This is a genomic window from Vannielia sp. (genome assembly GCF_029212645.1).
In the GTDB taxonomy this organism is placed as follows: Bacteria; Pseudomonadota; Alphaproteobacteria; order Rhodobacterales; family Rhodobacteraceae; genus Vannielia.
In genome coordinates this window covers 56131-64462 of the sequence record NZ_JARGND010000018.1, presented here as the reverse complement: position 1 = coordinate 64462, position 8332 = coordinate 56131, and the positions used below count along the sequence as shown (strand labels likewise).

The 8332-nt window shown below is 51.5% G+C and carries 5 protein-coding genes; 1 reads left to right on the top strand and 4 read right to left on the bottom strand.

Features of this window, described 5'->3' with window-relative positions:
* On the bottom strand, window positions 1–426 hold a 426-nt coding region (locus tag P1U55_RS07985; RefSeq protein WP_301047014.1), incomplete at its 3' end, for a hypothetical protein.
* Window positions 427–492: 66 nt separating this feature from the next.
* On the opposite strand from P1U55_RS07985, the gene P1U55_RS07980 reads away from it, so the two are divergent.
* The gene (locus P1U55_RS07980) at window positions 493–1530 is read left to right on the top strand and encodes a tyrosine-type recombinase/integrase (RefSeq protein WP_301047011.1); all 1038 of its coding nucleotides are present in this window, start codon (window positions 493–495) and stop codon (window positions 1528–1530) included.
* A gap of 382 nt (window positions 1531–1912) precedes the next feature.
* Here P1U55_RS07980 and P1U55_RS07975 read toward each other — a convergent pair whose 3' ends face one another.
* Genes P1U55_RS07975 through P1U55_RS07965 form a run of 3 tightly spaced genes read right to left on the bottom strand, consistent with a single transcriptional unit; the run spans window position 1913 to window position 8110 of the window.
* Window positions 1913–5923 (bottom strand): hypothetical protein, encoded by a 4011-nt coding sequence (locus P1U55_RS07975; RefSeq protein WP_301047010.1) that lies wholly within the window; start codon window positions 5921–5923, stop codon window positions 1913–1915.
* Window positions 5924–5941: 18 nt separating this feature from the next.
* Window positions 5942–7525 carry a hypothetical protein gene (locus P1U55_RS07970; protein ID WP_301047009.1) on the bottom strand — a complete coding sequence of 528 codons (1584 nt, stop codon included), beginning with the start codon at window positions 7523–7525 and terminating at the stop codon, window positions 5942–5944.
* Between the two features lie 9 nt (window positions 7526–7534).
* Window positions 7535–8110 (bottom strand): hypothetical protein, encoded by a 576-nt coding sequence (locus P1U55_RS07965; RefSeq protein ID WP_301047008.1) that lies wholly within the window; start codon window positions 8108–8110, stop codon window positions 7535–7537.
* Window positions 8111–8332 lie beyond the last annotated feature (222 nt).

Sequence of the window (8332 nt, the reverse complement as noted above, 5' to 3'; positions counted from 1 at the left end):
CCGAGATATGACTTGAGCCATTGTCGCTGAGTAGGCGCGGCTTGTGCAGGACTGTCGCCTGATCGCACCCCGAACCTTGCTTTGCCATACGCCTGTATTCCAGCGCACGCTCTCGCGCCTGGTTGAGGGGCACCAACTCTGCGCTTCCCAAACCGAAATCCGTACGGAGCGGCCCGCCCAAAGAACGGCAACAGAGCGAGCCGAAAGAAACTCAAAAACAAGCTGGAGGTGGGAAAACTGTAGCAAAAACAACAAAAAAGGCCGCTCAAGGCGGCCCATCCAAATCGCACGAAACTGTATGGTGGCGGAGACGAAGGGACTAAACCGATCGAATAAATTCAAGTACTTAAGTTGGCGAACCGGCAATTTTTGGGTGTTTACACTTAAATGGAAATTCCAAGGTTTGACGAACTGGCCTGAGCTCATTTTTTTGGACTTCACCAGAAAAAACTACCACGTCATAACCAACTTTTTTCCCGGGTGCTGCAGCGCATGACTGGGCGCTACAAAAAGGAATTTCCAGGTGCGACGCCGTACAAGGATCGCCATGGAAAACGCCGCTGGCGGTTTCGGAAAAAGAATTTCTCCGCTGAGTTGGGGTCAGAATACGGGTCGCCAGAATTTGTCAGACGCTATGAGGACGCAATGACAGGGCTTCGGTCCCCGTCAGGTGCTGGTAGCGGAAAAGCTTCACCCAGATCATTCTCAGATCTCATAGCTAAATACTACCAAACGGCGGATTTTCTGGGCCTCAAGAGCAGTACCAAAACGACCTATCGCAATATGTTGGAGCGGTTTCGGGAGGAGCACGGGGACAAGAGTGCTGCCAGACTTGAACGTCGCCACCTCAAGGCAATATTTGCAGCAAAAAGCGAGACACCTGCGGCCGCGAACAATCTGCGGGATAGGCTGAAAGCTCTGTTAGACCTCGCCGTCGACCTCGAATGGAGGAAGGAAAATCCAATATTCACAATAAAGCCTTTGAAAGTGCGATCGAAGGGCTTTCATACTTGGTCGGAAGAAGAAATTGACAAGTTTTACGCAAAGTACAGCCTTGGCACACTGGCACATACCGCAATGACATTGATGTTGTTTACTGGAGCCGCGAGAGCAGATGCAGTGAAACTTGGGAAGGGGAATATTCAAGCAGGCCGGATCAGCTACAGGCGGCAGAAAACTGAGGATGATGGCGGCGTTCTAATAGACATTCCTATCCATCCTGAGCTTCGTGCTGTGCTGGATATCTGTCCGAAAAATGCCTTCACATTTCTCGAGACACAAAATGGAAAAAGTCGCTCTCCAAACGGGTTGGGAAACATGATGCGCGAGTGGTGTAATGAAGCGGGCCTTCCAAACTGTTCCTCTCACGGGCTCAGGAAAGCAATTGCAAGACGGTTGGCCGAAGCGGGCGCGTCTCCTCATGAGATCATGGCCGTCACCGGACATCTGACGCTTGCAGAAGTAACCCGCTACACAATGGACGCTAACCGCCCAATTTTAGCCGATGGTGCCATTGAGAAGCTTAAATAGAACGATCATAGAACAATGTATTGGCGAACCCTTGTGGCAGGTTCGCCAATATGCGCTCAAGCCATTGAAAAGATGCACAAAAAATACGGGGTGGCGAATGCGGTGGGATTGCATTGTTTACTTACTTTCAAGTACTTAGTTCGGCGAACCTGTCCACTTCACCCCTTGAAAACAAATATATAAATTCTGTCATGACGAACCCAAAGTGGCTTCTCAAGTTTCCCAAGATTCTTTCCGCGCTGATTGCGTCGAAGCCGCTACGGTGTTGATCGATTTGTGACGTATTGCGCAGGACACAATCGTCTGGGCAGAAACCAGTGGCGGACAGGTAAAATGATGATGAGAAAAAGCGTCGGCGACACTATTTGTCCAAATCGGCGGGTCATGGGGCGGTAATGCAATCACCCAGCCATTCGCGAACAGCTCGTCGCAGACGCACCTTGCCAAGATCGTCGAGGATCGAGGAGGGAAGCGGATCTTTAGTGTCCAGAAGTGCGCGGGCTGGATGGTTTGGCTCGAGAAGGTCAAGGACCCTGTATGCCGCTTCATTGTTTCTTGAATTGAGGGTCGCTGCACCGACAAGTAACAGTGCTCTGCGCTTGTTCGAGCTCGCGACGCGCTCGAGGGTTCGAATGACATCCGCGACTGGTACATGGTTGGCAAGCAATACCGTTGCAGGGACGGCAAGAATCGTCGGTAGCGAGAGTAGGAGTTGCGGCGTGACCTGCGATGCTATCGCGATTTCAACCAGTTCGGCGGCTGCCAGTGCGTCGAGCGCGTCGAGACGAATCCATCGCGCCGCAGGGATGTGAACCATCTCCCAGATTCTGGCACGGACTTGGGGGCTACAACAGTTTGCGGCGAGGGTTAGCGCAAACTGGCTGAGCTGTCGATCTGGCGTTTGATCTGATAGGTCAAGGAGATGCAGGCCGACGTCGTCATCCAGAGAGTCATATTCTGCGAGGGCTTTAACGGCCTCCTGAGCGATCAAATAGTATTCACGCTCATTGTCATAGACGTCAGCACCTGACCAAGTGTCTGCTGTTAGGCGGAGCAGCACCTTCTGATGTGCAGGATGGAGACGATTCTCAAGGATAGAAACGAGCGCCCGGCGAACTCCGCTACCTCTGTCGTTCGCCATGGCAAGTATATGGTCTGGCAGAGGATCGCTCAAAGTCGGTGCGAGTCCGATAAGTGCGGCGCAGCGCGCTTCGGCGCGCTTGTGATGCAACGCGTCATGCAAAAGCTCATGGTTCCCGGATGCTTCGGCCGCTTCAGTGGCTTTGAGTGCTGAATCACTTGCGTCTGCCTCCAACAGCCAGCAGCGGATAGCCTCTGTCGCGTCGCCGCCACTCGCGAGAATGACAGGAACGACCGCTTCCAGCGCATCTGTCGACAGGGATCCGATAACTGCTTGAAGTTGCGCGAGCGCGTCAGGCCCGACACCTTCCGCAGGGCGTTTCTTGTAACCTAAGGCACCCGCGATTTCTCGAAGTTCAGGTGAAAAGGCAGATGCGATCTGCTCAAATATTGCTGAGCGTTTTTTGGATGTGACGCGCCCCCTCGCAGCCCATACGTCAACAATCAGCATTAGCTGATCGGCAGGTTGGTCTTTCAGCGCCTCTATCGCGTCTATGAGGGTATGTGGAGCAACGCAGAGACCGCAGTACGCGAGCTCGGAGCGCAGGTCAGGATCAATTGGCTTGCAGAGTAACCGCGAAAACAATTCGGTCTCTAAGCTGGGTCGCCAGTATTCTCGGGCGGCATACCAAGCTTTTTGCTCTCTGCGATTACCACGAGCAAGCCGCAACAACGTGTCGAGTTCTTCCGCTGCGGGCGGCTCAGGCGATGTTGCGACATCATCTCCCCATACGCCAATCATCTCGCCGACACGGGGATGGTCTGCAATCTCCTGCCATCGGCTGTTCTGTCGAAGCTTGTGCACATACATGTCGACAAAAATACCGGCGGTGTAGCCTTCCCCTTCATATCGGGACTGATGTGCTTCCTCAGCGGCATAGTCACGCTCACCGTCCTTAATGGCGCGCCACTCTTCCGCACCATGCTGGGAATAATGCCGGATTGCATCGGCAAGTTCGTCGAGCGCGGCATTTAGTACTTTCCCAAAGGCATTAGTATCTTGAATGGCGCCCGTCGCGACCGTGTCAGCGTTGCTCTCGTACCCACTCCCGACCATCGTCAGAGCTGCATCGGTATATGCGGCGGTCAGGTCCGGCGCGATGCGGTTGAGCTTTGATGGGAAGCCACGCCCATAGTTTCCATTATCACGTGGGAGCATTTCACGAACGAAGCGGGCGGCAATCGTCGTCGTCTGCGGATCTTTAGCGATCCGGTCATACCATTCGTCGGAATAATGGGGCGGTGCCCATTTCTCCAAAAAAAATGATGCGCCCCGCTGAACCCCGAGCATTAGCCAGCGTGCGATCTCGCTTGGAACTGAGTCCTCGGATCCGACACCGGACGCGAGTTCGAGCAACGGCGGGAAACTGGACTTCCGGTCCAGCAGTCCTTCGTCCAACCACGCGTCGATGGCAGCCTGGCTGGCATGATCCACACCAAAGGGTGGATCGAGCCCCTCGATCTGTTGCCCTAATGCCTTGCCGGCCTGAACCGTACGAGCGGCCGTTTCCAGTCCCCAGCCCTGATACGCGCCGCCCAACTGCACCAGTGCAGCGATCAGACGCTCAATCGCATTCTCGCTACGGGGCCAGTTTGACTTGATGAATAGCTCAAAGGCTTCGCGAACGCTGGGGTGGGCAAAAGATACCGTCCTTGCCGGCTGACGCAAATGGCGGGTTGCGACCAAGCGATCAACCATCGTTTCAAGCCCGTCGCCAAGTTCAGGCCAGGTGCGGCGTAACACTCTCTGCAGAGCCGTTAGCTGCGCACGATCAAATTGCGAACGTGCTTGTAACAAGACCAAGATAACAGCGGCCACCCCGGAGGAATCAATCTTGTGCAAATATTGGACTACTACGTCCTGGACTGCGCTACGGTGCGATACGGAGCGCAAGCGTCGGAAGAAGGCGTGGTCTGCTTCGCCATTTTCTGAACCTTCCTGCAACTTCGTAAAATACAAATCGATCTCGAGTGGGGTCTCGAACGCTTCCAAGGCATCTTTTCGGAAGGCTAAGGCCTTGGCCTGTAGATCGGGAGGCAATTGATCCATGCGGCTGTCGTGGATCTCTATCAGCGGGCCATTGCTGTACTGACCGCCATCCAGCTCGATAGACCAACGGTTGAGGCGCTCACCGATCTGAGCGTTTTGTAACATGTCGCTCCGCGACGTAATGATATATTGATGATCGGGCCCAGCCTTCGCCAATAATCGAGGCAGCTGTTCAGTCCATGCTTCGGATCCCCCACGGAGGCTGTATTGGCCCCAAGGGTCCTCAACATAATAAAGGGTGGGCCCGGTGTTGATAAGCTTGCGCGTGCTCGCCGGTGGATCGTCAGGCCCAACAGTCACAATTTCAATCGATCCATTCCGCGCGCGTGCCAGATCGCAGAGTTTGAGCGCTGCCTGGGTCTTACCCGTACCCGAGGGGCCACGGATGACAATGGCTCCTCGTTCGTTCAGGCGTTGCACCATCTGATTAAAATTCGCTGGCTGCACGAACATTTCGAGGCTGGTCGAGCTGGCGAGAAACCCACCATGTTTCCGGACAGTCGCGAGTATGTCGTCGCGGGTCCAAACACCCTGGGTCGCGCCGCGCATTCGGCGTTTCGTTTCGGAACGAAGGTCATTGAGAAACTCAGACTGCCGGGGCTTCGGTACGTGGAGCAGATCGGACATCATGATCCGTAAATCGGACGCAAGCTGCTTCTCAGTCAGACCACCCCAGATTGCGACACGGCCCTCGGGATCATGTTTGAGAGTGGAATTCAGTGCGGGTGGAAATCTATCCTTGTCTGCCCATTCTTCAAATCCTTCCACGAGCAGATCGCGCGCAACGCCTTTGGCGTAACCGCTTGTCACAAGAAGATAGCGGGTGTTTGGGTCATCGAGGTGATGTAGCGCAGGACGACGAACCTTGCCGTGATTTAGGAGCGCACGGAAATCATCAATTGACCAAGGTTCACCGGTGCGCAGCTTGACCTGGACCACAAGCTTGTATCCACCCGCCATCGTCGCGCTGGGTTCCACACGGCCTGGCGTGTCATGTGCAAGGTCCGCTTCGAGATCTTCGTCATTTGCAGGCTCGAGGACGAGCCGGCTTGCTGCTTTGGAAATTAGGAGAAGCCGCAAGGCAGCGAGGATCGAGACGTCGAGTTGATAATCATAGCCAGCCTGTGCGGCAGCCGCGCCTTTAAGTGCCCCTTCAACCGCTTCAGTCGGTTTGCCGGAAGAATGATTGTTGGTAGAACACATGCTGTTTGTCCGGGCGCGTTACTTCATGGCCATAATCTGATTGTAAAGGCCGTGTAAATGATGAGGGGACATATCCAGAATAGGTTCGAACATGAAGGAATTCATATGAATGTTCTCTGGCGTCATTAACAAGACTTGCTCTAACAGTAAGTGGGTGTCCTGATCTGCGTTGTCTCGACGGAACCTTCTTATCAATTTGCTGGTTTGATTACCTCGTAGGCCTTTAACAAAATCTTGGTCCGCTATTTTCTCGATAATGAAGCGCTCAGTGTGAAGCCGTATGCCCATCGATAAGACAACTTTGTCCAGCAGCGATACCTCATCGAGCGGCGAGGCAACAATTGTGGCGCACATTTTACTTACCTCAACCAAGACAGAACAGTCACTCCCATGACATTTTTTCATCATATCTTCCGACAGTACGTTTCCAAAAACCTTACGTAAGTCATCAAAAGTAACGGAATCTGATGTTTCTTTGACATGAAGAAGATTGGTCAGGGTTGCGAACGTTTCCTTGTCACCACTATATTCAGCTAAGTTTCGAACAAAGGGAATGCAGCCAACCATCGATTTGGGTTCATCAAGAGTGCTCGTCCAACTTTCGATAGGATTGTCTCCCATCGTGTCCCCCTGCAAGGTAATTTTGTTTTCAAACCGGCCAGCGATCAGTTTGTTTGGATTATAGATGCCCAGCCGACCTTTGACAGTCCGATAAAAGTCGAAATTATGCGTCAAAACCAGTAAGTGGAAATGATCACTACGGCTAATATCTTTCAGATATTCGATAATCGCATACTTGTTTTTGTAATCAAATGAATCGGCGATGTCATCGACGATCAAAAGTGTTTCATGCGTTGCTCTCCGAAGTGCTTCGACTTCGAATATGATATTCAGAATATAAAGTGCCCTGCGTTCTCCGTTGCTGAGGACTTGTGAGAGTTCTTCAGATGAAATTCGCTTATTCGCTTCGCCGCCGATATCTTTGAATTCAAACTCAATTTGGGGCCCCTCGATACCCAGAACTGCATCTGCCTTGTTCTTCACCTTAACCTTGAACGGCACCCAGAAACGACTGTTAAAGGTGTTGATAACATCTTCCCATAGCGTAAGTTCTGCATCTGCCTTTGCTATAATACCTTTCAACTTCTCCAAGCTGGAATCATACTCTTCCAAAAGGCCCACATACTCAGATTTCATCGTGGTCAAATAGGCGATCCATACTCTTCTCTTCAAAGCGTCGATATCTTGAAGTTCAGGTACGAGATAAGGATGGTCAAGCAAGTGATCCCGAAAGTTTTGGAGCGCCTTATTGTTTAATTTACCATCAACTTTTGCAAACATCTCACCCAAAGTTTGGTCACTAAGAATGCGTTCTTTTTCCGCTTCGATATATTCACCGAGCTCACCCTCGTCAGATATTGTCAGCTCACCGTCGTTGGTCTTCAGGCTTACCGTATGTCCGCCTTTGAACCATCCATTATCTTTGAGGTTCTTCGCGACTTGGCCCGCGTTAGTGTGGTTAAATACACCACGTTTGAAGAAGTGGGATTCTTCAAGAAGCTTGTCATAAACTCCAGAGTATTGGACAATGAGCCCTTTCATCTCTTCATCTCACGAAAGCTCAATAACCTTCGGGTCGAACAACACTTTGTAAGAAACATCACAGAACTGGGTGTGGGAATCTTTTTTCACTTCACGTTCCACAGTACCCAAAGCTGTAAGAAAATCGTTTTCAGGGAAACCGATGGAAGAGGTGAACATTTGTTCGATCCCCTTTGTAACGCCAACTTTTCGTTTGAGTAATTTCAAAAGCGCGTCACGTTTCTCACCTACCGCGCTAAAAACCGCGTCATACTCGGCTTTGAGATCCTCGCTGGCCAGCAACGTAGACATTTTTGAAGAAGCGTATTTTTCGTTGATTGAGTCTACTACGAACACTGCGTCGTTAACAATCTCGACACCATCCTGGTCTAAAACCTGAAAAGTTGAAACTTTCTCTGTATACACCAAATCTCGGGGTGATTTTTTTGATGAATAGTCTTTGAATGAACGTGCAAAGGACGTCTTCATCAATCCATTAGGGGCATAGATTGCGATTGGCATATTATTGTTCTCAAAGGTGAACTCATGGCTCAATGAAGAAATCCCGTAACAGTTTGCCATGTTGACTTGATATTTCGATGTCATCCAAAATTTACCTTTGCATTGTCTATTTTCTTCAAACTTGATAGCATTGCAGCCGCAATGTTTGGAGCAATACTTGCACTCGCCATCTAAAGGGCACTTTAGCAGTGCGAACGGTACTCTTGTTTTGAGCGTGTTCGCAGGCTAAGTCCACACCTACTTCATCGGCTTCGGTGCGCAGCAGGATTGGATCACACGCCAGCCTAATGTCCGACACAGCAGAAG

Excerpts from the sequence above, each read along its gene's own strand:
- P1U55_RS07980 (WP_301047011.1), top strand. The coding sequence starts at position 493 with ATGACTGGGCGCTACAAAAAGGAATTTCCAGGTGCGACGCCGTACAAG.
- P1U55_RS07975 (WP_301047010.1), bottom strand. The coding sequence starts at position 5,923 with ATGTGTTCTACCAACAATCATTCTTCCGGCAAACCGACTGAAGCGGTT.
- P1U55_RS07970 (WP_301047009.1), bottom strand. The coding sequence starts at position 7,525 with ATGAAAGGGCTCATTGTCCAATACTCTGGAGTTTATGACAAGCTTCTT.
- P1U55_RS07965 (WP_301047008.1), bottom strand. The coding sequence starts at position 8,110 with ATGACATCGAAATATCAAGTCAACATGGCAAACTGTTACGGGATTTCT.